The organism is Sphingomonas parapaucimobilis NBRC 15100, from assembly GCF_000787715.1.
In the GTDB taxonomy this organism is placed as follows: Bacteria; Pseudomonadota; Alphaproteobacteria; order Sphingomonadales; family Sphingomonadaceae; genus Sphingomonas; species Sphingomonas parapaucimobilis.
Genome location: NZ_BBPI01000069.1, coordinates 77,645 through 99,776, shown reverse-complemented (window position 1 = coordinate 99,776; position 22,132 = coordinate 77,645). Strand labels below are relative to the sequence as shown.

At 65.3% G+C, this 22,132-nt stretch carries 19 protein-coding genes; 9 read left to right on the top strand and 10 right to left on the bottom strand.

Annotated features, from left to right (window positions below):
- Positions 1 to 15: 15 nt before the first annotated feature.
- Positions 16 to 1,185: an SIMPL domain-containing protein gene (locus SP5_RS18825; RefSeq protein WP_084220684.1), complete on the top strand. Its 1,170-nt coding sequence runs from the start codon at positions 16 to 18 to the stop codon at positions 1,183 to 1,185.
- Here SP5_RS18825 and SP5_RS12510 read toward each other — a convergent pair.
- Positions 1,173 to 2,150 carry an NAD-dependent epimerase/dehydratase family protein gene (locus SP5_RS12510; RefSeq protein WP_042489165.1) on the bottom strand — a complete coding sequence of 326 codons (978 nt, stop codon included), beginning with the start codon at positions 2,148 to 2,150 and terminating at the stop codon, positions 1,173 to 1,175. The genes SP5_RS18825 and SP5_RS12510 overlap by 13 nt on opposite strands.
- 175 nt (positions 2,151 to 2,325) lie before the next feature.
- Positions 2,326 to 3,096 (bottom strand): competence/damage-inducible protein A, encoded by a 771-nt coding sequence (locus tag SP5_RS12505; protein WP_084220683.1) that lies wholly within the window; start codon positions 3,094 to 3,096, stop codon positions 2,326 to 2,328.
- Between the two features lie 50 nt (positions 3,097 to 3,146).
- Between SP5_RS12505 and map the strand changes: the two genes are divergently transcribed.
- From map to purL, 3 genes are read left to right on the top strand one after another with little or no spacing between them, the layout of a single operon-like run.
- A complete protein-coding gene (gene map, locus SP5_RS12500; protein WP_042489161.1) occupies positions 3,147 to 3,974 on the top strand; it encodes a type I methionyl aminopeptidase in 828 nt (275 codons plus the stop codon).
- Positions 3,975 to 3,981: 7 nt separating this feature from the next.
- Entirely contained in the window at positions 3,982 to 5,493 is a 1,512-nt protein-coding gene (locus SP5_RS12495; protein WP_042489395.1) for an ABC1 kinase family protein, read from the top strand.
- 55 nt (positions 5,494 to 5,548) lie between these two features.
- Positions 5,549 to 7,774, top strand: coding sequence for a phosphoribosylformylglycinamidine synthase subunit PurL (gene purL, locus SP5_RS12490; RefSeq protein WP_042489159.1), 2,226 nt, complete (start codon positions 5,549 to 5,551; stop codon positions 7,772 to 7,774).
- A 2-nt stretch (positions 7,775 to 7,776) separates the two neighbouring features.
- On the opposite strand, the gene nhaA is transcribed toward purL, so the two are convergent.
- Complete coding sequence (gene nhaA / locus SP5_RS12485; protein WP_042489157.1) at positions 7,777 to 9,177, bottom strand: Na+/H+ antiporter NhaA; 1,401 nt, start codon at positions 9,175 to 9,177, stop codon at positions 7,777 to 7,779.
- Between the two features lie 83 nt (positions 9,178 to 9,260).
- Between nhaA and SP5_RS12480 the strand changes: the two genes are divergently transcribed.
- The 3 genes from SP5_RS12480 (at position 9,261) to SP5_RS12470 (ending at position 11,075) form a co-directional block, all read left to right on the top strand.
- Entirely contained in the window at positions 9,261 to 10,502 is a 1,242-nt protein-coding gene (locus SP5_RS12480; protein ID WP_245613485.1) for a DUF418 domain-containing protein, read from the top strand.
- Between the two features lie 81 nt (positions 10,503 to 10,583).
- The gene (locus tag SP5_RS12475) at positions 10,584 to 10,754 is read left to right on the top strand and encodes a (2Fe-2S)-binding protein (RefSeq protein ID WP_042489390.1); all 171 of its coding nucleotides are present in this window, start codon (positions 10,584 to 10,586) and stop codon (positions 10,752 to 10,754) included.
- A 72-nt stretch (positions 10,755 to 10,826) separates the two neighbouring features.
- Positions 10,827 to 11,075 carry a hypothetical protein gene (locus SP5_RS12470; protein ID WP_042489155.1) on the top strand — a complete coding sequence of 83 codons (249 nt, stop codon included), beginning with the start codon at positions 10,827 to 10,829 and terminating at the stop codon, positions 11,073 to 11,075.
- A 7-nt stretch (positions 11,076 to 11,082) separates the two neighbouring features.
- Here SP5_RS12470 and SP5_RS12465 read toward each other — a convergent pair whose 3' ends face one another.
- Together SP5_RS12465 and SP5_RS12460 are read right to left on the bottom strand one after the other, a co-directional pair.
- On the bottom strand, positions 11,083 to 12,153 hold the full coding sequence (locus tag SP5_RS12465) for a PepSY-associated TM helix domain-containing protein (RefSeq protein WP_042489152.1): 1,071 nt from the start codon (positions 12,151 to 12,153) through the stop codon (positions 11,083 to 11,085).
- 10 nt (positions 12,154 to 12,163) lie between these two features.
- The gene (locus SP5_RS12460; RefSeq protein ID WP_158069183.1) at positions 12,164 to 12,325 is read right to left on the bottom strand and encodes a hypothetical protein; all 162 of its coding nucleotides are present in this window, start codon (positions 12,323 to 12,325) and stop codon (positions 12,164 to 12,166) included.
- A 104-nt stretch (positions 12,326 to 12,429) separates the two neighbouring features.
- Between SP5_RS12460 and SP5_RS12455 the strand changes: the two genes are divergently transcribed.
- Complete coding sequence (locus SP5_RS12455; RefSeq protein ID WP_245613484.1) at positions 12,430 to 13,404, top strand: type 1 glutamine amidotransferase; 975 nt, start codon at positions 12,430 to 12,432, stop codon at positions 13,402 to 13,404.
- 12 nt (positions 13,405 to 13,416) lie between these two features.
- Here SP5_RS12455 and SP5_RS12450 read toward each other — a convergent pair whose 3' ends face one another.
- From SP5_RS12450 to manD, 5 genes are all read right to left on the bottom strand, one after another.
- Positions 13,417 to 14,841: a L,D-transpeptidase family protein gene (locus SP5_RS12450; RefSeq protein WP_042489145.1), complete on the bottom strand. Its 1,425-nt coding sequence runs from the start codon at positions 14,839 to 14,841 to the stop codon at positions 13,417 to 13,419.
- Between the two features lie 75 nt (positions 14,842 to 14,916).
- Positions 14,917 to 15,807: a hypothetical protein gene (locus tag SP5_RS12445; RefSeq protein ID WP_052811533.1), complete on the bottom strand. Its 891-nt coding sequence runs from the start codon at positions 15,805 to 15,807 to the stop codon at positions 14,917 to 14,919.
- Positions 15,804 to 17,075, bottom strand: a complete 1,272-nt coding sequence (locus SP5_RS12440; RefSeq protein ID WP_042489143.1) for a PQQ-dependent sugar dehydrogenase — start codon at positions 17,073 to 17,075, stop codon at positions 15,804 to 15,806. Before SP5_RS12440 ends, SP5_RS12445 begins: the two co-directional genes overlap by 4 nt.
- 76 nt (positions 17,076 to 17,151) lie before the next feature.
- Positions 17,152 to 18,471 carry an MFS transporter gene (locus SP5_RS12435; protein WP_084220682.1) on the bottom strand — a complete coding sequence of 440 codons (1,320 nt, stop codon included), beginning with the start codon at positions 18,469 to 18,471 and terminating at the stop codon, positions 17,152 to 17,154.
- A gap of 19 nt (positions 18,472 to 18,490) precedes the next feature.
- Positions 18,491 to 19,702, bottom strand: coding sequence for a D-mannonate dehydratase ManD (gene manD / locus SP5_RS12430; RefSeq protein ID WP_042489140.1), 1,212 nt, complete (start codon positions 19,700 to 19,702; stop codon positions 18,491 to 18,493).
- A 201-nt stretch (positions 19,703 to 19,903) separates the two neighbouring features.
- On the opposite strand from manD, the gene SP5_RS12425 reads away from it, so the two are divergent.
- Positions 19,904 to 21,997 carry an alpha-glucuronidase family glycosyl hydrolase gene (locus SP5_RS12425; RefSeq protein WP_042489137.1) on the top strand — a complete coding sequence of 698 codons (2,094 nt, stop codon included), beginning with the start codon at positions 19,904 to 19,906 and terminating at the stop codon, positions 21,995 to 21,997.
- Positions 21,998 to 22,132 lie beyond the last annotated feature (135 nt).

The window sequence follows — 22,132 nt, the reverse complement described above, 5'->3', positions numbered from 1 at the left end:
GCAAAGTAACGTTCGCTGAGAGGGTGCCCCGCGGAGGGTGCACATGACAGGCATCCTTTACACGGAGATCAACTACTTCCGCTTCTGATACCGTCTTCCGCTATCGCCCAGTCTGGTGGCGGGGCACTCCCCAGCATCGTTGTCACCGCTGCCGCGACTATCCCGAGTTCGCCCGACCGTGCCGTAATTAGCTTCTCCATCCACGGAGAAGGCCCAACCAGCGACGAGGCAGTGCGCGCGATGGTGACCAAACGCGAGGTGATCGAGAAGGGACTGGCCGGCATTTCGGCCCAGCCCGACATACGCGCGGCGCAGGTCGGCATCACGGAAGTGCGCAGCCCCGATTGCAATCGCACCGGCTATGGCAATCCGCGGCTTTCGACTGGCGCATGCGCGATCATTGGCTATACCGCCGACGTTCAGGTCGAGGTTCGTACCGCGGCGGTGAACGAGGCCGGCACGATGGTATCGCTTGCCGGACGGCTCGGCGCGACCAATCCGCGCGTCGACCGCTTCTTCCTCGCCGAAGACAAAGAGGTACGCCGGCGAGGAGTCGCTCAGGCGTTGGCCGAAGCCAAGCTACAGGCGGAAGCCATTGCCCTCGCCTCCGGGATCAAGTTGGGCGGCGTCCTCAACGTTTCTAACTTAAGCTTCAACGGACCAGGCCCCTATGACAACGTCGTTGTCACGACGCAGCGAGTCAGTGCGCCGCCGCCGCCGCCACCAGTTGCGATTGGATTGAAGCCCCGCTCCATTGAAACGCAGGTGCGTGTCCAGGTCACTTACGCCATTCAATCCGGAACTAAAGGGCAGGGCATGAGAAACAGGTGTTTTCGGCTACCGGCAGGGGCCGCTAAGAGGAAACCGCAGCTCCTCCCCCGACGAACGGGTTGGGCGGGATCTGCCTGTCTGCTTTCTTCGCCGAAGCGACCGGCGATGCGATACCCGATAGCACGAGCTGCATCGTTGAGGCGGTGTGACCGGGCCCGCTGCGTTCGCAGCGGGTCCGGGGGCAGGAGCCGGGAAGCTGGGACATCAGCGGGGGCAGCGCTGCGCTATGAGGAGGGCTCCACGCAGCCCCCGCTGCCGGTGGCGCTGTGCCATTTCTATCTTGCTGCGGAATGTGCCTTTTCTAACTGGCGGCAACAAGTTGTGGTGATCACCGTGCCTTCTCACAAGCGGTAATGATCCCGATACCACGCGACGAAACGCTCCAACCCTTCGGCCAATGCGACCTTGGGTGCATAGCCGGTCAGCGCGTTCAATTTCGACACATCGGCATAGGTGGCGGTCACATCGCCCGGCTGCATCGGCTTCATGATCTTGATCGCATCGCGGCCCAGGGTCCGTTCCAGCGTGGAGATCATGGTCATCAGACCGACCGGTTGACTATCGCCGATGTTCAGGATGCGGTGGTCGCCTCGCTCGGGCGGATGGTCCAGCGCGCCGACGATGCCGTCGACGATATCATCGATATAAGTGAAATCGCGCGCCATCCGGCCTTCGCCAAAAATCTCGATCGGTTCGCCGTTCAGGATTTTGCGGGTGAACGAGAAATAGGCCATGTCCGGCCGTCCCCAGGGGCCATAGACCGTAAAGAAGCGCAGGCCCGTCTGCGGAAAGCGATAGAGTGTCGCATAGGACTGGCTCATCAATTCGCACGCGCGTTTGGTCGCGGCATAGAGTGACACGGGTGAAATCGAAGGCTCGTCCTCGCTGAACCCCTGCCCTCCCATCGGCTTGTCGCCATAGACCGAACTGGACGAGGCATAGACGAGGTGGACGAAGCCCGACTGGTGGCGACAGGCCTCCAGCACCGCGAGATGCCCGCCGATATTGGAATGCTCATAGGCGAACGGGTGGTCGATGCTGTGGCGTACGCCCGCCTGGGCCGCAAGGTGGACGACGCGGTCCACGCCGTTCTCGCGCAACAGGGTGGCGACGGCTCCGGCATCCGCGACGTCCATAGCCTGGAAGGAAAATCCGGGGATATCCTGCAAACTGGCGAGCCGCGTCCGCTTCAATGCCGGTTCGTAATAGTCGTTGAGATTGTCGATCCCGATGACCGTCTCGCCGCGCGCAAGAAGGCGATGAGCGGTGGCGTGACCGATAAAGCCTGCCGCGCCGGTGACGAGAATGGATTCAGCCATGGGCTTAACGTCCCAGAACCGCGCCGGGGCGAACAATCCGCCCCGTTCCAGTCACCGCAATCCGCATCCGGAGCCACTCCATATCATCGACCATTCATGACGGGCACCCGCGCCCCGACGACCCGCCTTTACGGCGTCAATCTTGAAAAAATACAAAATGCAAAAGGATCGGGGTTCAGATGCCGCCCGCGACGACGTCCCGACCATCGGCTTCCAGCGCCATGCTCAGGTCCCGCAGACAGGCGTCGACTTGTGCCGCATCGGGGCTTCGCACGACGAAGTTCGCGCCCGTGCGGCCCTCGCGGAAAAAGGGATAGCTGCCGATCGCCACCCCTTCATGCGTCTTTTCGGCCTGGCGAAGCAATTCGGCCACCTCGCTCTCGCCGACCCAGCAGCCGATCGTTCCGGATACGACCGGGCGGCCCCCCTCCAGCGTGCCGGTCAGCGCGTCGAGCATGCCTGCTGTAATGTGCGGCACCCCGGCCATGATGAAGATGTTGCCGATACGGATGCCCGGCGCGCCGGACACGCGATTGGGGATCAGCGATGCACCATCCGGCGTCCGCGCCATCCGCGCGCGTGCGGCAGTCACCCCGCCGCGCTCCGCATAATAATCCTCTAGGATGGCGCGGGCTTCGGGATGCTCGATCACCGGCAGGCCGAGCGCCGCGGCGATCGCGTCCACGGTGATGTCGTCATGCGTCGGCCCGATGCCGCCGGTCGTGAACAGATAGTCATTGCGTACGCGAAGCGTGTTCACCGCCTCGGCAATCGCCTCGGCCCGGTCGGCCACCACCCGTACCTCGGCCAGCCTTATCCCCTGTACGTTCAACCAGGTGGCCAATTGCGCGATATTGCGGTCCTGCGTCCGGCCCGAGAGGATTTCATCGCCGATGACGATCAGCGCGGCGGTCCAGATACGCTCGGGTTGGGTCGCGGTTTCCATGCGCCCGACATAGCCTCGCAAAAACGGTCGCGCCACGCTATATCGCCGTCATGACCGATTATGTGACCGTTTCCGCCGACGCGCCCCAGGGGCGGACCGGCGCAATCAAGCTCTGGGGCCGCGAGGCGTTCGACGGGATGCACAAGGCGGGCCGTCTGGCCGCCGAGACGCTGGACATGCTGGTCCCGCATATGGTGCCGGGCGTCAGCACCGGCGAGATCGACCGCCTGATCCACCAGTTCATCCTCGAGCGCGGCGGCGTCCCTGCGACGCTGGGCTATCGCGGGTACACCCATTCGACCTGCATCTCGATCAACCATGTCGTCTGCCATGGCATTCCGTCCGAGAAGACGTTGAAGGCTGGTGATATCGTCAATGTCGACGTGACCCCGATCGTCGATGGCTGGCATGGTGATACCAGCCGCATGTATCTGATCGGCGATGTGCCGCTCAAGGCGCGCAAGCTGGTGGAAGTCACCTATGAGTGCCTGATGCTCGGCATCGAGCAGGCCCGGCCCGGCAACCACATGGGCGACGTCGCCCATGCCATTCAGCAGCACGCCGAAAAGCATCGTTACGGCGTGGTCCGCGATTTCTGCGGCCATGGCCTGGGCCTGTTGTTCCACGACGCCCCCGAGGTGGTGCATGTCGGTCGCCCCGGCACCGGCCCCGAGCTGAAGCCCGGCATGATCTTCACCATCGAGCCGATGATCAATATCGGTCGCCCTGACGTGAAGCTGCTCGATGATGGCTGGACGGCGGTGACGCGCGACCGCTCACTGTCGGCGCAGTTCGAGCATTCGATCGGCATCACTGAAGAAGGCTGCGAAATCTTCACCCTCAGCCCGGCGGGCTATACCCAGCCGCCTTATATCTGAAGCCATGATGCTGGGCGCGATCCGGGTTGCGGCACGTGACCGCGCCCGACTGGCCGAGGTGATCGCCACGGCCTCGCGCTTCGGGCTGGACGTGCTGTTGGCGCGGCTGGGGCTAGATCCGGCGCGGCGGGATCCGGATGCCCTGCCCTTCGACTTGCCCGCCCGCACCCGCCAGGCGATGGAGGCCCTCGGCCCGGTCTGGGTCAAGCTTGGCCAGATCCTGGCCACCCGAGCCGATCTGCTGGCGCCCGAATGGATCGCCGAGCTCGAACAGCTCCATAGTGCCGCTCCGCGCCTGCCCTTCGCCGACCTGCGAGAACAGGTGGAAGCCGCGCTGGGCGAATCGCCCGAGAGCGCCTTTGCTCGGTTCGACTCCGAACCGCTGGCTGCCGCCTCGATCGCGCAGGTCCACCGCGCGGCGCTGGCGGATGGCACGGAAGTCGTCCTCAAGATTCGCCGCCCCGGCATCCGTGCGGTGATGGAGGCCGACCTCCGCCTGCTGACCCAGCTGGCCGTAATGGTCGAGGCGACCAATACCGAAGCTAGGCGCTACGGTGCAGTTCGGATGGTGCGCGAGCTTGGCCGCGACATCCTCGAAGAACTCGACTTCACCAACGAAGGCCGCAACGCCGACCGCCTGCGCGAGGATTTTACGGGCGACGCGCGCGTCCTCGTTCCGACCATCCACTGGACGCAAACCTCCGAGACGTTGCTGGTGATGGACTTCATCGAAGGCGTGCCCCCGCGCAACGCCGAGATGTTGCATCAGGCAGGGATCGATCCGTCGGCCATCGCCTCGGCCGGGGCGGATATCGTGCTGGATATGACGCTCATCAACGGGCGCTTCCACGGCGACCCGCATCCGGGCAATCTGCTATGCCTGCCGGGCAACCGGATCGCCATGCTCGACCTGGGCTTGGTCGGCCATGTGTCCCCGCGCCGCCGCGAAGAGGTGATCGCCTTTACGCAGTCGATCGCCAACAGCGACCCCGCACTGCTGGCGGAAACGCTGAAACAATGGTCGCAAACCGCTGATATCGCGCCGGAACGCTTTCAGGCGGTCGCCGACCGCCTCGTGGCCCGGCATGGCGGCGGCGCGTTGCGGCTGGCGGCGATCCTGGGTGACATCTTTCCGGTGCTGCGCGAAGAACGCATCGTCCTTCAGCCCGATATGCTGCTGTTGTTCAAGTCGCTCATCACCATCGACGGCGTATTGAGCGGCATCCAGCCGGACTTCGACCTGTCGGCCGCCCTTCGCCGGGCCAGCGCGCGGATCGTCGAAACGCGCCTCTCGCCAGAACGCTGGACCAAGCGCGCGGCCGCGCTGGCGCTCGAACTGGACCGGCTGGGCGACGACCTGCCCCGGTTGATTCGCGCCACGACGCGCAAGCTGGAGGGCGAGCAGGCTGGCCTTTCCACCGGCGGCATCGAGGCGGCGATCCGGACCGGCGCGGGCTGGATCGCCGCCGCATTGGCCTTTTCCGGCCTTGCCATCGCGGCGGCCATGCACTTCGGATAACATCTTCGCATCCCCATAGTGACGAACCCGCGACACCACGTTAAAGGCGCGGGCCATGACCGAGATCACGCCCCAGATCGTCGCCGACCACGGCCTGTCCGAAGAAGAATATCAGCGCGTCCTCACCGCGCTGGGCCGCGAGCCGAACCTCGTGGAGCTTGGCATCTTCTCGGTCATGTGGTCCGAGCATTGCAGCTACAAGTCGAGCCGCATCCACCTGAAGAAGCTACCCACCGAAGGGCCACAGGTCATTTGCGGCCCCGGCGAGAATGCGGGCGTCATCGACATCGGCGACGGCCAGGCCGCCATCTTCAAGATGGAGAGCCACAACCACCCGTCCTATATCGAACCCTATCAGGGTGCGGCGACGGGCGTCGGCGGCATCCTGCGCGACGTGTTCACCATGGGCGCGCGGCCGGTCGCGAACCTGAACGCTCTGCGCTTTGGGCGGCCGGATCACCCCAAGATGCGCCACCTGATTTCGGGCGTCGTGCATGGCATCGGCGGTTACGGCAATTGCGTCGGCGTGCCAACCGTGGGCGGCGAGGTGAATTTCCACCCGGCCTATGACGGCAACATCCTGGTCAATGCGATGACCGTCGGTGTCGCCGATCAGGACAAGATCTTCTATTCGGCCGCCAGCGGCGTCGGCAATCCGATCGTCTATGTCGGCTCGAAGACCGGCCGCGACGGCATCCACGGCGCGACCATGGCCTCGGCCGATTTCGGTGAGGATGCGGAGGCCAAGCGCCCGACCGTACAGGTCGGCGACCCCTTCACCGAAAAACTGCTGATCGAGGCATGCCTCGAACTCATGGCCTCGGACGCGATTGTCGCGATCCAGGACATGGGCGCAGCGGGGCTGACCTCCTCGTCGGTCGAGATGGCGTCCAAGGGCGGCGTCGGCATCGAGCTGATCATGGATGACGTGCCCCAGCGCGAAGAAGGCATGACGGCCTATGAGATGATGCTGTCGGAGAGCCAGGAGCGGATGCTCATGGTGCTCAAGCCCGGCCGCGAGGATTTCGCCGAAGCGATCTTCCGCAAGTGGGAGCTGGACTTCGCAGTTATCGGCCATGTGACCGAGACCGGCCGCATGGTCCTGCGCCACAAGGGCGAGGTGGTGTGCGACATTCCGCTTGCGCCGCTGGCCGATGACGCACCGCTCTACGACCGCCCGCATGTGCCCACCGAGGTTCCGGCCGCGATCACCTCGCCGGGCTGCCAGGATCCGGCGGCGGACCTGCTGAAGCTGATGGGCTCGCCCGACATCGCCTCGCGCCGGTGGATCTGGGAACAGTATGACCATATGGTCGGCGGCGACACGGTGCAGCGTCCCGGTGGCGACGCCGCCGTGGTCCGCGTCCATGGCACGCAAAAGGGGCTCGCGATGAGCACCGACTGCACGCCGCGCTATTGCTATGCCGATCCCGTCACCGGCGGCATGCAGGCGGTGGTCGAGACGTGGCGTAACATCACGGCGGTGGGCGCCAAGCCGCTCGCCATCACCAACTGCCTCAACTTCGCCAACCCTCAGCGCCCCGAGATCATGGGCCAGATCGTCGGCTGTCTGGAGGGCATGAGCCAGGCGTGCCGCGCGCTCGACTATCCGATCGTGTCGGGCAACGTCTCGCTCTACAACGAGTCGAAGGCGACCGGCGGCGGGTCGGCGATCCTGCCGACCCCGGCGATTGGCGGCGTCGGCCTGATGGCGGACTGGTCCAAGTCGGCGACCATCGCGTTCAAGGGCACTGGTGACGTCATCGTCCTGATCGGCACGCCGAAGGGCGAAATCGGCCAGTCGCTGTGGCTGCGCGAAGTGCATGGGATCGAAGGCCGCGAGGCTGGCCCGCCCCCATCGATCGATCTGGATGCAGAGCGTCGCACCGGCGACCTGGTGCGCGACGCGATCACCGCCGGGCATCTGACCGCCGTGCACGACGTGTCGGACGGCGGCATCGCGGTCACGGTCGCGGAGATGGCGCTGGCCGGGAATATCGGCGCGCTGATCCAGTTCCCCGAGCAGGGCGAGGCCTGCCGCCAGCTCTTCGCCGAGGATCAGGGCCTGTACATCGCCACGGTCGAGGACACCGCGCTGATGGACTTCCTGGCGAACGCGCATCAGGCGGGCGTCGAGGTCGAGCGGATCGGCCGCACGGCGGGCACGCGCCTGATCTTCGAACGCGAGGACGGCGACTTCGTGGTGGCGCTCGACGACCTGCGTCGCGCGCATGAGGGCTTCTTTCCCGCGCTGATGGGCGCGGACGCCGCCCTTGCCTGACCCTATGACGGAGCCTCGGCCGCGTGCCGGGGCTCCGCGCAGTGGCGAAGGATCGCGTAGCCGATCGCCGCTTCGAGCACCGAAGCCAACAACACGCCCAGCGACGCCGCATCGCGCATCGCGCCATCGCCGAATGCTAGCCCCGCGATGAACAGGGAGATCGTAAAGCCGATCCCGGCCAAAGCGCCAACGCCTGCCACCATCGGCCATGTCACCTGATCGGGCCGCTGCGCCAGACCCGTCGCACTTGCCACCCAAGTGAATGCCAGGAAACCCAGCGGCTTGCCGACGACCAGGCCCAGCACCACGCCCATGACCAGTGGGCCGCCGATCATCGACAGCAAATCCCCCGAAATATGGATGCGCACGTTCGACAGCGCGAACAGCGGCAGGACGACATAGTTGACCCACGGCGTCAGCACCTCGATCAACCGGCTGCTCGCCTCGCGCGTGGCCGACGCCATCTCGTGCAGATAGCCCAGCCGGTCCTCGGCGCGCTCGCGGTGCCGATGCTCTTCCTCGTCGTCATGGGCATCCTCGGCCGCGTCGTGCGCGTTACGAAACTCGTCGACCCGCCGCTGTACGCGCTGCGCGAAGTCGTGCGGCTCCAGCCGGGGCTGGACCGGAACGGTCAGGCCGATCAGAACCCCGGCGATCGTCGCATGGATGCCGGACTCCAGCACGCCGCCCCACACGAGCAGCGCAAGCAGCACATAGGGCACCGACGACACCCAGCCGATCCGGCGTAGCCCCATGATGCCCGCCAGCCCAGCGGCCGCGACGACCAGCCCCCATGGATCGATCGCGCCACTATAGGCGAAGGCGATGACCAGCAGTCCGCCGACATCGTCCACCGCCGCGAACGCCAGCATCGTCGCACGCAAGCCTGCCGGCAGCCGGTTCGCAAAGACCGCGATCAGCGCGAGGCCGAAAGCCGTGTCGGTGGTAATGACCGCACCCCAACCGGGCTGCGCCGGTGTTCCCCCGGCGACCGCCAAGTAAAGCCCCACCGGCACCAGCATTCCGCCCAAGGCCCCCGAAAGGGGAAACGCTGCGCTGCGCCAATGCGCCAATGGCCCCACCGCGATTTCCCGCTTCACGTCGGCACCGACGATCACGAAAAACAGCGGCAGCAGCGCGTGGTCGATCCATTCGGCCAGGCCGTGCGACACTTCGCTCGCTCCGAAACCGATGGTGACGGGCGTGTCCCAGAAGCGCTCGAAGCCATCCGCCCATGGGCTGTTGGCCATCACCAGCGCCAGGATCGTCGCAAGCAACAGCGGCCCGCCGGTCACCTCCCGCCCAGCGAACAGCGGCTCGATCTTCCGCAGGAACGCCGACGCGGCGGGCGAGTGATGCGCGCGCGCCGCGGCACGTCCGGTCAGGCGAGGCGATAATCCCATGCCATCGCAATGCTTCGCTTCCCCGGACGGTTGCATCCCAGGCATGTCAGGCTAAGCCCCGGCGGGATAGACGGAGCTACCCTTTGGCCGATGGTCCTGCCCCCACCCTGACGTTACCCGCCCCGGGCGAGCGGCTATTGTCTCTGGACGTGCTGCGCGGGGTGGCGGTGATGGCGATCCTGCTCGCCAACCTGCCCGGCTTCGCATTGCCCGACCCGGCCTATTCCAACCCGATGGCCTGGGGCGGGCAGCGGCCGATCGATATCGGCACGTGGTTCCTGACCGAAACCTTCGTCAACGGACGGATGCGGGGGCTGTTCTCGCTGCTGTTTGGAGCATCGACTCTGCTGGTCATCCAGCGGGCGGATGCGGCAGGGTGGAACGGAGCGTCGTTCCACCTCCGGCGGATGGCGGTCCTGTTCGTCCTGGGCCTGATCCACCTGACATTTATCTGGACCGGCGATATCCTGGCGCATTACGCACTGGTCGGGATCGTCGCACTCGCCTTTGTGGGCCTGACGCCCAGGGTGTTGTGCTGGACCGCTCTGGCCTTTGCGGGACTGTCCATGGCGTTCGGTTTCCTCGATTGCCTGGGGTTGTTCGCTTCGGCTGCTCGGGACACGCCGCGGATGGCGGCGTTATGGGACATCTATCAACAGGCGTTCGGCACGCCCCCTGCTGTAAGCCTCGCCCCGGAGATCGCGGCGATGCGCGGGTCCTGGGCCATGGCGACTGCCTTTCGGCTGGAGAATAATGGCAATCCGCTGATCGACCTCGTTCAGATCGGTCCCGACACGCTCTGCGCCATGCTGCTGGGCATGGCCGCCTTCAAATCCGGCTTCCTATCGGGAGAATGGCCGCGCGCCGGCTATCGTCGCTGGGCCGTGTTGGGCCTTGGTCCGACCATCCTCGCCTATGCCGCCATGGCATGGGGCGTCATGGCAAGCGGTTATGACGTTCGCGCCGTTGCGCTGGTCGAGTTGTTCCTGAACGTACCCTTCCGGCTGATCGGCACGATCGGATATGCAGCGTTGATCCTGTTGCTGATTCACCCCGGCGGCTGGTGGACGGTCCGGATTGCGGCGGCGGGACGGATGGCCTTTACCAACTATATCGCGACCAGCGTACTGATGACGGCGGTCTTTTACGGCCACGGCCTGGGGCAATTCGCCCGCTGGAGCAGGGCCGAACTCTATGTCCTTGCGCCCCTGATGTGGGGCCTGATGCTATTCTGGTCAAAGCCCTGGCTTGCCCGTTTCCGGTACGGGCCGCTGGAGCGAATATGGCGGCTGGCAAGTCGCGGCGTGATCGGCCGGGGAGGATAATTTTTCTGCAAACGCCTCGCAATATGCTTGCGATCCACTCTCATTAGCGCTAGAGCTAAGGCATAATCGATGGAGAGCGCCTTGGTCGTCTGCGTCTGCAATGCCATTCGGGAATCCCAGGTCCGCGATGCGGCTCGCGCCGGTTCCATGACCCCGTGCCAAATGTATCAAGCGCTCGGTCGCCAGCCCAAATGCGGCCAGTGCGCGGTCCTGGCACGGGCCATCATCGAAGAAGAACGCGCCGCCGCCTGAATTCGACCGCAGGCTGACCGCCATGCGACCATAGCCCCCGCGTGCGCGTTGGGGAACTTTGGGAGAGCGGCCATGAACGACCGGGTCAACCTGCAGATCGGCTTGCGCCGCAGCGGCGAGATGGCTGCCGTCTTCATGATCGGCGATGGCTTGCTAGGCCTGTTGCAACCGAAGCGGCATGTCGAACTCTGGCAATCGGACGTGTCGGCGGTCGATATGCTAGTCCGCCCCTTCACCAACCATCCGCTGCGCCGCCGGGCATATGGCCTGCTCCAACTGGCGGCCGGTATCGCCCTGGCCTCTGCCCTGCGAAAGCCATAGCCCCGGGCTAAACGCGGGACGGCCGGATAGGGCGGCGTGGTCGCCGGAACCAGAAGGTCCACACCGCCAACGATCCCAGCAGGGTCAGCGCCAGGCCGCTGACGGTCATCAGCAGCTTCCACGCCACCCCGCCGACACGTCCGGCGTGAAGTGGGTAAAGCATGTTATAGACGCGGGCGGCTTGCGGCATCGCCATCGCGTCACGACTGGTCAACAGACGGCCCGTGGCCGCGTCGAAGGTCAGGGTCGTTCGCCCATTGGGCAACCATTCGTCCGCCCGGCGCATCCGCAGCGTGATCGGGTCACCTGGCTTGCGCGGCACGGACAGGATACGGGGCACGGCGTCGGGGAAACGCTGGCTCGCCGCCGTCAGCATCGCCCGCCAGGGTGGGCTGGCCGCCAGCGGGCCGCCATGCACCTTGCCCGGCCGCAATGCCGCCAGTGCCTTGGCGGGTGAGCCAAACGGGGCGACGACGATCATCGCCACCGGACGAAAAACCATCGCGGCGCCCGTGATGCTTGAAAGCAGCAGGAGCGGCGCGACGACGATGCCTAGATCGCGGTGATGCATGACGATCGCGGGGCGGCTTAACCGCTTGGGAAGCATCCGCCATTTGAAGGTCCGGCGGGTCCGCCACCACAGGATCGTGCCCGACACCACGAAGAACAGCCCACACAGCCCGGCAATGCCGATCACCGTCTCGCCGATATCGCTGGCGAACAGGTGGTGGTGGAAATCGAACAGCCACAGCTCGGGGCGCTCCCACTGGCTGCTCCAGCGCTCGACGATCCGACCGCCCTGGTCAGCATAGGCCCCTGCCCCATGGGCAAGCCGCAGCTGGTGCAGCGCAAAGCCGTTATCGGCGAATATCACGCTCTCGCCGCCTTTTGGCTGGGGCAGCATGCGCTGAACCGCCGCCGCGACTGCGGCCGGATCGCGGACCAGCGGTAGCGCCTTGCCCGGCACCGTGATCAGCGCGGTCTTCCAGACGAGCAGACATCCCGTCAGCCCCAGCAGACCCAGGACCAGACCGATGACACCGCCGGTCCAGCGATGAAGCAGATCGAGCCATTTCATCGTCAGAACCTCACATCCCAGCCAAGCGTAACGGTCCACCCGCGCCCGAAGGATACTGGCGCGTCGGCGAGAAGGACGGGGTCAGCGGCAAGGCATCGCCCGCCCCCTGCGCCTGCGGCATATCCGAGGCAAGACCCGCCGCCGGATAAAGCGCGATCGAGGTCATCGCCATAAGCCGGCAACCCATATTCATGCCCGCCACCCCCTTTGTGGTGAGGGGCTCATAGGCAAAATTCATGCAATTGCAAAGCGGTCGCATTAGTCAGGCGGCGGTAAATGTGTTCGCCGCTGGCCACCAGACGATCTTACTGGCGACAGACAGAAGCATTTTCCGGTAATATCAGTGATGTAGAGGCGAACCATCCGGCGCGGGCACGCGTTGTCGCGGCTCATCATCGAAAGTATGCCATGCCGCATTATCTGATCGCGCAAAGCGAATTGCCTGAGGAACGCGAAGCCCGCCGCCGCCGTGCCGGCAAAAGCTCAGGCGAGACCTACGCCGCGACGCTGGAACAAATGCAGCCGGGCATCAAAACGACGATCGTGTCCCCGGCCGACGATGCAGCCTCCGGTTTTTCGAATGACAAATTGGCGGCGTTCGATGCGGTGTTCCTCACCGGCTCGCCGATGCACGTCTATGATGACAGCTCGGAGGTCCGACGTCAGCTCGACTTCATGCTCCGTGTATTCGCGGCAGGCATACCCTCTTTCGGCTCCTGCGCCGGATTGCAGATCGCGGTTGCGGCCGCGGGCGGACAGGTACGCAAGATGCCCGAGCGGATGGAGGCAGGTATCGCCCGCCGCATCACGCCGACCGATGCGGGGCGCAGCCATCCACTGCTTGCAGGTCGGCCATCCAGCTGGGACGCGCCCGCCATCCATGGCGACGAGGTGGAGGAACTGCCGCCCGGCGCGACGCTGCTTGCTGGCAATGCCGTGACATGGGTGCAGGCGGCGGAAATCCGTTTCGACCGCGGCGTCTTCTGGGGCGTGCAATATCATCCCGAGCTGGCGCTCCGCGAGATTGCGCTGGCCATTGCCGCTCAGGCCGGTGATCTGGTCGAGGCGGGGCTGGCCAATCGCGAAGAGGATGTCAAAGCGTGGAGCGACGATCTCGACGCGCTTTACGAAGCACCCGATGACCGGGCACTGCGCTGGCGGCTGGGGGTCGATGGCGAATTCGCGGAGGAACGGTTGCGCCGCCGCGAACTCGCCAACTTCCTGTCCAACCTCAGGATGTTGAGGGGCTAGCCCGCCGGGCCGTTACGGCCCGACATCCGCCGCGCCGGTCATGACCCGGAGCGCCTTGCCCGCCTTGAAGCCCAACGCCGCACCGACCCGGTCGTCCCAGCCATAGGGATCGTTGCGCACGATCGGCTCTCCGCCATCGTCGAACAGCACCGTCTGATAGAGCAGACGGACGGGGATCTGGCGCGGCAGCTTCACGAAGCTCTCCTTGCCCGTCTCACGTGCCTTGTGCCACTCGTCGGACACGCCTTCGTCCTTGGCCAGCATCTCGGCAAAGCCCAGCGCGTCGTCGACGCGGACGCAACCATGGCTCCGCTGACGCTGGACCATGCCGAACAACGCCTTCGCAGGCGTATCATGCAGATAGATGGCATGATCGTTCAGCATGTCGAACTTGACCAGCCCGAGCGAATTCTTGGGGCCGGGCTGCTGGACGATCCAGCCATCCTTCCAGACCATGTTGTTGGCCTTCAGATAACCGGCCCCCTTCTTGGCCAGATCCTTCTGCTGGATCGAGCGCGGTACGGTCCAGGTCGGGTTGGCCACGAGGCGATAGATGGGCGACCCCAATTGCGGCGTCTCGGTATCCGGCTCGCCGACCACGACCTTGCGGCTGTCGACGATCTTGCCGTCCCGCCAATAGGTCAAGCGGGCGGCGGCGATGTTGACGTCGATGCGCGTGGCGGGCGGCGTCCGCTCCAACCAGCGCAACCGTTCCATCGCAACGGCGATGGCGCGCGCCCGGTCGGCGTTCGACATGTTGAGGATGGCCAGCGCCTCACTGCCGATGATGCCATCGGGCTTCATGCCGTAATCGGCCTGCATCCTGCGGACCGCATCGACGATGGTCGGGCTATAGCTGGTCTCTTGGGCCGCGTTGGGCTCCAGATAGTCGAGGACGACCAGCTCGCGCAGAATGACGGGCAGGCGCGGATCGGCCGTGCCGGGCTTGATCGGCTCGCCGGTGCCCGCGATCTTGATGTCGGCGTCCTGCGGCTGCTGGCGAAGCTTCAGATAGGCGTCGGACAGTCGCTTGTAATTGCCGTCCTGCGGCGCCAGGCTGTTCAGCCATTTGGTCAGATCTCCGCCCCGCAGCGCTGCCGCCAGCCCGGCCTTCAGATCGGGCGACGGGCGCGGCACGGTATATACATCGTAGAGCTTGGTCGGATCAGTCGCGCCCCGCGCCAGGGCCGTGGCGAAGCGGAGAGCCTGTTCGGTGGTCTTGGCCCCATCGCTGCCCGATACGTCGAAAGTCATATGGTCCAGACCATGCGTCGCCCGCCCGTCGATCGCCTGACGCAGCTGTCCGCGCGTGCGGTCGCTCCACTGAGCGGGGCCGGATTCCTCGTTCGTCGAAGACGTGGCATTCTGATCCGTTGCGACCTGACCGCCACAGGCCGACAGCAGCAGTCCCAGCGCCAATACCGATCCCGTCCGCATAACCGTTCGTCACTCCCATATATCAGGTCGTAAACGCACCGAAATGAAGTCGGCTCCCGTTTCGGTCGGAAGGCGTCACCAGGCCATGGTCAGTGAGATGGTGGCATGCGGAACCACCGCCGCCGTCGTCCCGCCCGGCATGTCGAGGCGGCCCAGCCGGTCGTCCCGGACCAGCGCGACGATGTCGGCCTGCAAGGTCGCGGTGCTCCCACCAAGATTGATGGGCTGAGACAGCGTAAGCCCGCCGCTGCCGTAGAGGCGCGTGCCGCTGCCCTCCGCGTAGAAGCCGTTCCAACCGACGCCGACCATTACCGGCACGCCGAGCGACGGCCCATTCTCCCGGGTGAGGAGCTTGAAAGACGGGTTGATCCCGGCAATCGTATAGAAACCACCCTCACCCTGCGTTCGGCGGGTGATCGCGGCGCGCGGCTTCAAACGCCCCAGCCCGCGATCCGCCGTGTAGAGGATGCTTACGCTCGCTTCGTGCGTCGTGGAGGCGACCCCGTTGGGGCTGGTCTTGAGCGTATAGGTCGCAGCCGTCGTCAGCCCTTTCGCCGGACGCCAGGCGAGCCCAAGCAGGTTGTTACTCTCGTACCAGGCGCGCGGCTTGACCCTCTCGTCCGAACGAGGGGCGTGAAAACCGTTGGAGCTTTGTCCGATGACGAACAGATCGCCGTTACCGTCGCCGCTGCGCCGAAGCACCAGTGCGCCGCCAAAGGCCATATGCAGCGGAACCCGGTCAAGCGCGGCATCGTCATCGTCCAGCGCACCGCGCGCATAATCGCCGTTGCGGATGTCGAGCGTGACGACCGGATGCCAGTCCCTGCCCCCATCCTTCACATCGATCTCCGACAGGGTGGCATCCTCGGTATCGGCGAACGGGATCGACTGGCCCCGGGCGGGACCGGCGGCCCCGGCGATGGCGAACGCGATCGCCGCCATCACCGCACCCTGATCGCGCCTCACGAACTCCGACGGACCAGCCAGACCGTATCGCCCGCATCGTCCAGTACAAAGATCGCCCCGTCCGCGCGGGTCTGGATACTGACCGGACGACCATAGACTTCGCCCTTCTTGGCATCGGCGACGAAGCCGGTCAGGAAGGGCTGCGGCGCGGCGGTCGGGCGGCCGCCTGCAAATGGCACGGCCAGCACGTCATAGCCGCTGAAGCTGGACCGGTTCCACGAACCATGTCGCGCGACATAGGCGGTTTGCCCCGCATTCCCCTTGTCGAACGCGAGACCCAGCGCGGCGGCATGGGCACCGACCGCCACATCGGGCATCAACGTCGTCGCCAGCAGGTCACGGCGTTCATTCGCATGGCGGGGGTCCTGCTTGCCATAATAGCTGTACGGCCAGCCATAGAAGCCGCCCTCCTTCACCCCGACCAGATAGTCGGGCGAGATGTCGTCGCCAATCTCGTCCCGTTCGTTTACCGCCGTCCACAACACCCCGCCGGGTGCCCAGGCCATGCCGACCGGATTGCGCAGGCCCGAGGCGTAGAGCCGCTCCCGCCCGCTCGCCAGATCGACCGCGAGGATCGCGGCGCGGCGCTTTTCCTCGTCCATACCAAACTCGCCGACATTGGAGGCCGAGCCGACCGAGACATAGAGCGTGCGGCCATCCGGGCTGAGCAGCAGGTTGCGGGTCCAGTGGTTGTTATAACCTCCGGCAGGCAGCGCGATCAGCGGCTTTGACATAGCGGTGATCGTCGTCTGGCCGGGCTGGAACGGAAAGCTCACCACGCCGTCGGTGTTCGCGACATAGAGCCGCCCACCGACATATTGCATCCCGAACGGCTGGTTCAGCCCCTCGCGTAGCACGAAGCGTTGTTCCGCCACCCCGTCCCGATCCGCATCGCGCAGGAGCGTCAGGCGATTGGCGCTGAAGCCGGTGGTCTTGGACAGCGCCTGTCCGCGCTGAACCTCGGGATCGGCGTCGAGCTTGGGCTTGGTCCGCGCCTCCGCGACGATCACATCTCCATTGGGCAGCAACAGCGCCTGGCGTGGATAATCGAGACCGCCTGCGAATTTCACCACCTCATAGCCGCGCGGTGCGACGGGCTTGCGCCCTTCCGGCCAACCGATGGTCTTGGGATGGTTGACCACCGACTCCGTTGCATAGGGCTCGGGCTGTGGTGGCAGGCCGACGACCTTCGATGTCGACTGGGCGGAGGCCCCGCCTGCGACCATGGTCGAGGCGAGGAGAAGATGGGCGAAGGCGATCCTGTTCATGCTGGCTCCCGGCTGCGTGAGCGAGGAACCACCCGATCCGGCCGTATATCCGCCGCCGGGACCGGGACATGAAATGTTACACGCCCCCGATCCGCATGTCGCGGTAACGCGGGTTGAGAATATGGAAGACCAGCAGCGCGACGAGATAGGCGACGCCGCACGCGATGAAGAAGGGCTGATAGCTCCCCACCCGGTCGAGCAATGCCCCCAGCGCCTTGGACGCGATGAAGCCGCCTGCTGCCCCGGCAAAACCACCCAGGCCGATCAGTGTCCCTTGCGCATAGCGGGGAAACTGGTCGCCGGGCAGCGCGAAGAGGTTGGTCGAGAAGCCCTGATGCGCGGCACAGGCCAGACCGATCATCGCCACCGCAACCCAGATGCTGCTTGCCTGTGCGGCGAACATCACCGGCAGGGCGAACAGCGCGCAGGCGAACATCGCCCGCTTGCGCGCGCGGCCCGTCTCGACACCACGCTTCAACAGCCGTGACGAATACCAGCCGCCGACGATCGCACCGACATCGGCCATGATATAGATGGCGACCAGTGGCGGCCCGAAATTCTTCAGATCATAGCCGTAACGGCTGTGGAAGAAATCCGGCAGCCAGAACAAAAAGGTCCACCAGACCGGATCGATCAGGAAGCGCCCGGTCATGTAGGACCAGGATTCGCGGTGCCGCAACACGGTCAGGAAGCCAGCGCGGCCCGTCGTCTCGACCGGTTCTGCCTCGATCCAGGCACGCTCCTCGGATGTAATGCGCGGATGGCTGTGCGGCGGGTGATAGAGCCGCCACCACGCGGTCAGCCAGACAAGGTTGAACAGCCCGGTGACGATGAAGGCCCAGCGCCAATCGAGCACCAGATCGGCGATCAGGAACCCGATCAGCAGCGGCGTCACCACCGCGCCGACATTGGCCCCGGCATTGAAGATGCCGATCGCCATCGCGCGTTCCTTTTTGGGAAACCATTGCGAAGCGGCCGCCAGTGCCGATGGGAAGGTGCCCGCCTCCCCCAGCGCCAGCGGGATGCGGGCGAGCGCGAAACCGGTCGTCGAGGTGACGAGCGTCTGCGCGAAATGCCCGACCGTCCACGCGCCCATCGCCAGCATATAACCCGCACGCGGTCCGATCCGGTCGATCAGCCAGCCGAACAGCAGGAAACCCAGGCCATAGGCCACCTGGAAATAGCCGGTGATGTCGCCGTAACCGCTGTTGGTCCAGCCATAGAGTGCGGTCAGCTGCGGCTTGAGCACGCCCAGCACCAGCCGGTCGATGTAACTCAGCACCACGGCGGCGAAGAGCAGTCCGCAGATGACCCAGCGCACCCGCCCGCGCGGGGGCGGCACGGCCTGGGCCACGGTGTCTGGCGCGGTGGCGGCGGCCTGGGTCAGATCGCTCATCTCACCGACTCCACCCTCTTTACCAACTCCATAGCGTCCCGTCCTCCAGACGGTTCACCGGCAGATAGGCACGCTTGTACGGATACGTCTCGGCCAGCGCCTCGTCGATCTCGACGCCCAGGCCGGGCGCGTCGCCGGGGTGCATCATGCCGTCCTCGAAGCGATAATGATGCGGGAAGACCGCATCCGTCTCATCGGTGTGCGGCATATGCTCCTGAATGCCGAAATTGGGGATCGACAGCCCGAAATGCAGCGCCGCCGCCATGGTGACGGGTGACAGGTCTGTCGCGCCGTGGCAGCCGGTGCGCACCTGATAAAGGTCCGCCAGCGACGCGATCTGCCGCAAATGGGTCAGCCCGCCCGCATGGACGACGGTGGCGCGGATATAGTCGATGAGCCGGTTCTCGATCAGATGCTTGGCATCCCAGATTGAATTGAAGATCTCGCCCACCGCCAGCGGTGTCGTCGTATGCTGGCGGATCAGGCGGAAGGCATCCTGATCCTCGGCGGGGGTCGCATCCTCGATCCAGAAGGGCCGATAGGGCTCCAGATCCTTGCCCAGCCGCGCCGCCTCGATCGGGGTCAGGCGGTGATGGACATCGTGGAGCAGATGGACGTCCCAGCCCAGCGCCTCACGCGCGGCGGCGAAAAGTTCGGGAACAACGCGCAGATATTTCTCGGTCGACCAGACGCTTTCGGTCGGCAGGTCGGCATCGGCGGGTTCGTAGCGCTGCCCCGCCTTGGCGACGCCATAGGTGGAGGCGAGGCCCGGCACGCCGCATTGCAGGCGGATCGCGCGATAACCCTCGTCGCGGTGCCGGATCGCGGTGGCGATCGTGTCCTCGATCGTTGTGCCATTGGCATGGCAATAGACCATGCAGCCTTCACGCGCGGCCCCGCCCAGCAGCTGATAGACAGGCAGTCCGGCGACCTTGCCCTTGATGTCCCACAGCGCCATGTCGACCGCCGCGATCGCGGTCATCGTCACCGGCCCGCGCCGCCAGTATGCGCCCTTGTAGAGATACTGCCAGATATCCTCTATCCGGTGCGCCTCGCGTCCGATCAGGCAGGGGATGACATGGTCCTGCAGATAGCTGGCGACGGCCATCTCGCGTCCGTTGAGCGTGGCATCGCCAAGGCCGGTGGTGCCGTCGTTGCACTCGATCTTCAGCGTGACGAAGTTGCGCCCCGGTGAGGTAACGATCAGGCGGGCGGAAACGATCTTGGGCATGGAAACGTCCTTCAGGCGAACACGAACGCGACAGAAGGATGGCCGCACGATGCGGCATGGCGGATCGGGTCTTGCCACCGGGTCATTCAGGCCCCTCCTGTCAGGCAGCCGGTCCAACCCGACTTGCCAATTGGTCTGATAGCGGTAACGTGCGGGCCAAGCGTCGGCTTGTCAATCGTCGACACATCGGGAGAGTATGGCATGAAACGGATTCGCGCATGGACCACCGCGCTGTCCCTGTCCTTGGTCGCACTGCCATGTCCGGCGGCGGCAGAGGACGGCTATGCGCTATGGCTGCGCAGCGTCGCACCATCGGTCGGACAGGTAAATGTCAGGGTGTCGGGGGTGTCAGCGACGCTCGATCTGGCTGCCTCCGAGCTGCGCCGCGCGCTGCCTTCCGGCACGCCGCCCGTCATGGTCGCGACGGCGGCCGACCCCGCCCTCCGTTCGCTGCGCCTGCCGTTCGAGGGGTTGGGTGACGAAGGCTATCTCGTCCGTAGCGTCACGCTGGACGGGCAGAACGTCCTACTAGTCGCGGGCAACAGCGATCGCGGCGCACTCTATGGTGCGTTCGCGCTGATCCGCCACCTCGCTACCGGCGGCAAGGCGAACAGCGTCAGGCTGCGTTCAGTGCCCAAGGTCAAGCTGCGCGTGCTCAACCATTGGGACAATCTCGATGAAACCGTCGAGCGCGGCTATGCGGGCCAGTCGCTGTGGGACTGGTGGACGCTGCCCGACTTCAAGGACCCGCGCTATATCGACTATGCCCGCGCCAATGCCTCGATCGGGATCAACGGCACCGTCCTGAACAACGTGAACGCGAAGGCTGACAGCCTGACCGCGCCCTATATCGCCAAGGCGGCGGCACTGGCGGACGTGTTCCGTCCTTGGGGTATCAAGGTCTATCTGTCGGTCAAATTCTCCGCCCCGATCGAGTTGGGCGGCCTGAAGACCGCCGATCCGCGCGACCCAGCGGTGGCGGCGTGGTGGAAAGCAAAGGCCGACGAAATCTATCGCACCATCCCCGATTTCGGTGGCTTCCTGGTCAAAGCGAACAGCGAGGGCCAGCCCGGCCCGCACGACTATGGCGCATCCCATGCGGACGGCGCGAACATGCTGGCCGCTGCGGTCAAGCCCCATGGCGGCATCGTGATGTGGCGCGCCTTCGTCTATGCCGAGACCGACCCCGAAGACCGCGCGAAACAGGCCTATACCGAGTTCAAGCCGCTCGACGGCAAATTCGCCGACAACGTGCTGGTGCAGGTGAAGAACGGCGCGATCGACTTCCAGCCACGCGAGCCTTTCCATCCGCTATTCGGCGCGATGCCGCACACGCCGCTAATGATCGAGTTCCAAATCACCAAGGAATATCTGGGCTTTGCGACCCACCTCGCCTATCTCGGCCCGCTGTTCACCGAGGTGCTGGACTCCAAGACAGGACGCAGGCCGGGTGAGACGGTGGCCGATGTCGTCGACGGTCAGGCCGAACATCACACGCTGTCCGGCATGGCGGGCGTCGCCAATATCGGGCGCGATCGCGACTGGAGCGGATCGACCTTCAACCAAGCGAACTGGTACGCCTTTGGGCGTCTGGCCTGGGACCCCGATCTCTCGGCGGAGGATATTGCGCGCGCCTGGGCCGCACAAACCTTCGGCACCGACGCCCAGGTCATCGATACCGTCACCGCGATGATGATGGGAAGCCGGGAAGCGGTGGTCGATTATACCGGCGCGCTGGGCCTCGCGCATCTGATGGCGACGGGTCATCATTATGGGCCGGGACCATGGGTATCCGAACTGGCCCGGCCGGAATGGAACCCGACCTATTATCATCGCGCCGATGCCGACGGGATCGGCTTCGACCGCACCGCCTCGGGCAGCAACGCGGTCGGCCAATATGCGGGGCCGGTGGCCAAGGCATTTGCCAAGCCGGAGACGACGCCCGAGTCCATGGTCCTCTGGTTCCATCACCTGCCGTGGGACCGACGGATGAAGGATGGCCGCACCCTCTGGGAGGATTTGGTCGCCCATTATGATCGCGGCGTAGCCTATGTCGTGCAGATGCAGCGCCAATGGGAAAGTCTGCGCCCGAAGATAGATGCCGAGCGGTGGCAGAAGACGGCAACCTATCTCGCCGTTCAGGAACGCGAGGCCCGGTGGTGGCGCGATGCGAGCCTGGCCTATTGGATGTCGGTCAATCATCGCCCGCTGCCCGCCGGGGTGCGGGCGCCCGACCATGATCTGGCCTGGTACAAGGCGCAGCGCGTTCCCTACGCGCCGGGGCACACCTCATAAGACGGTTAATGGTCGTGGCCTGTCATGGCCGCGACCGACCGCTATTCCTCACCGGCAAAACCAGAATTATAAGCTTTGGTCGGGCCGGTGCCGGTCTGCTTGCCGATCTGTAAAACGATTGTAGCAAAATAAACG

Excerpts from the sequence above, each read along its gene's own strand:
- SP5_RS12440 (WP_042489143.1), bottom strand. The coding sequence starts at position 17,075 with ATGAACAGGATCGCCTTCGCCCATCTTCTCCTCGCCTCGACCATGGTC.
- SP5_RS12495 (WP_042489395.1), top strand. The coding sequence starts at position 3,982 with ATGCTGGGCGCGATCCGGGTTGCGGCACGTGACCGCGCCCGACTGGCC.
- SP5_RS12510 (WP_042489165.1), bottom strand. The coding sequence starts at position 2,150 with ATGGCTGAATCCATTCTCGTCACCGGCGCGGCAGGCTTTATCGGTCAC.
- map (WP_042489161.1), top strand. The coding sequence starts at position 3,147 with ATGACCGATTATGTGACCGTTTCCGCCGACGCGCCCCAGGGGCGGACC.
- purL (WP_042489159.1), top strand. The coding sequence starts at position 5,549 with ATGACCGAGATCACGCCCCAGATCGTCGCCGACCACGGCCTGTCCGAA.
- SP5_RS12505 (WP_084220683.1), bottom strand. The coding sequence starts at position 3,096 with ATGGAAACCGCGACCCAACCCGAGCGTATCTGGACCGCCGCGCTGATC.
- SP5_RS12465 (WP_042489152.1), bottom strand. The coding sequence starts at position 12,153 with ATGAAATGGCTCGATCTGCTTCATCGCTGGACCGGCGGTGTCATCGGT.
- SP5_RS12455 (WP_245613484.1), top strand. The coding sequence starts at position 12,430 with ATGTGTTCGCCGCTGGCCACCAGACGATCTTACTGGCGACAGACAGAA.
- SP5_RS12470 (WP_042489155.1), top strand. The coding sequence starts at position 10,827 with ATGAACGACCGGGTCAACCTGCAGATCGGCTTGCGCCGCAGCGGCGAG.
- SP5_RS12425 (WP_042489137.1), top strand. The coding sequence starts at position 19,904 with ATGAAACGGATTCGCGCATGGACCACCGCGCTGTCCCTGTCCTTGGTC.
- SP5_RS12450 (WP_042489145.1), bottom strand. The coding sequence starts at position 14,841 with ATGCGGACGGGATCGGTATTGGCGCTGGGACTGCTGCTGTCGGCCTGT.
- SP5_RS12435 (WP_084220682.1), bottom strand. The coding sequence starts at position 18,471 with ATGAGCGATCTGACCCAGGCCGCCGCCACCGCGCCAGACACCGTGGCC.
- manD (WP_042489140.1), bottom strand. The coding sequence starts at position 19,702 with ATGCCCAAGATCGTTTCCGCCCGCCTGATCGTTACCTCACCGGGGCGC.
- nhaA (WP_042489157.1), bottom strand. The coding sequence starts at position 9,177 with ATGGGATTATCGCCTCGCCTGACCGGACGTGCCGCGGCGCGCGCGCAT.
- SP5_RS12460 (WP_158069183.1), bottom strand. The coding sequence starts at position 12,325 with ATGGCGATGACCTCGATCGCGCTTTATCCGGCGGCGGGTCTTGCCTCG.